The organism is Ureibacillus suwonensis (genome assembly GCF_042655065.1).
Taxonomy (GTDB): domain Bacteria; phylum Bacillota; class Bacilli; order Bacillales_A; family Planococcaceae; genus Ureibacillus; species Ureibacillus suwonensis.
Map to the genome: position 1 here is coordinate 1 of NZ_JBHSNQ010000059.1, position 1,613 is coordinate 1,613.

The following is a 1,613-nucleotide window of genomic DNA, read 5'->3' on the forward strand; positions in this document are numbered from 1 at the left end:
CCCCGAGACTTGAAAATCAAAATTCCCGCTTGCAATGTGATCAGAAGCCTGGAGCAACAATTTGACACCTGAATCCGTGACAAAACATCTTTACAATGGTCGCAAACCGTTGATACGATAAGGGAAAACGACGTTGACGATTCTTCATCAAGTAGGTGATATGATGAAAGATTTCCCGATTCGGTTTGTATTGACAGATGAAGCGATTACCCCAAGTGCTGGGCTTGCTCTCGTTGGCTACTTACTCCATCGAACGAAACTGGATAAACGGGTAAACGCACTTCGGCTTCCAACGGTTCGTCGAGAAGTGCACATTTCCCATAGCGATGTCATTCGCTCGATGATTGGCTTGCTTGCCACAGGAAAAACGGATTTCGATCATATCGAAGCGTATCGTCAGGACGATATCTTTTCGGCATCGATGGGGATTCAGCACGTGCCTTCCTCTCCAACCTTGCGACAACGACTCGATCAGCTCGCTTGTCTTCCGATGACCGAAACGATTCTTTGGGAGGAGTCCATACGTCTGTTGATTCAACGACATGCCACTTTGTCCCCTTGTTGGACCAAAGGAAAGACGACATGGCTTCCCCTTGATATAGATGGTTCCCCATTTGACAACTCCGATANTCCGATACGAAAAAAGAAGGAGTCAGTCGAACGTATAAAGGATTTGACGGTTTTACACCGTTGTTTGCGTATGCAGGGAAGGAAGGGTATCTCGTTCATGCCGAGTTGCGTCCAGGGAAACAACATGTGCAAGACAACATGCCCTCGTTTTTAGTCACCGCTATCCGTCGAGCTCGTCAACTGACTTCATCTCGTCTGCTTGTTCGCATGGATGCAGGAAACGATGCAGAAGCGAATGTGCACGTATGCCTAAAGGAAGACGTGGACTTTGTCATCAAGCGAAACTTACGCCGAGAATCGAAAGCGCTTTGGTTCCAGATCGCTTCGCAAAAGGGCAGACGCGTCGATGATGGACAAAGCGAAGGAGTACAAACCTATGAGCTATGCCTTCCACAGAAGGCAGCGATCGATGGAAACACGTATACGTACGTTCAAGTCACCCAAGTGACGGAACGGACGATGGAACGCAATGGACAGCTGATGCTCGTTCCTGATTATGAAGTGGAAAGCTATTGGGTGCGGCTCAAAGGATACGAGCATGTTCGAATGAGCGATGTGCTCGCGTTGTATCATGACCATGCGACATGCGAACAGTTTCATAGCGAACTGAAGAGCGACTTAGATTTAGAGCGGCTTCCATCTGGGAAGATGAAAACGAATGCGCTCGTGTTGGTCATGGGAGCCTTCGTTTACAATCTTCTTCGTCTGATTGGACAAGATCTATTAAGCGATCCGAGACATCCGTTGCACCACAAAGTGAAACGCCGTCGCATCAAGACGATTATTCAGACGGTGATCACGATGGCAGGTCGACTCGTCCGCCGATCACGACAGATCTGGATGAAACTGACGCGAAGGAGTGGGTACAGTATACTCCTACTGAATGTGTATCAAAAATGGAAAGAGGCAAGATAACAAACAGATGTTCGGGTACTCATATCCATCACTCCCCCCTGTACTTTTTTTGTCTCTTTTTTGGTTTG

General features: G+C 47.8%; 1 pseudogene. It reads left to right on the forward strand.

The window, feature by feature from the left end:
- The first annotated feature begins 163 nt into the window (after window positions 1-163).
- A pseudogene (locus tag ACFPOH_RS07385) lies at window positions 164-1,545 on the forward strand (IS1380-like element ISGsp2 family transposase).
- Window positions 1,546-1,613 lie beyond the last annotated feature (68 nt).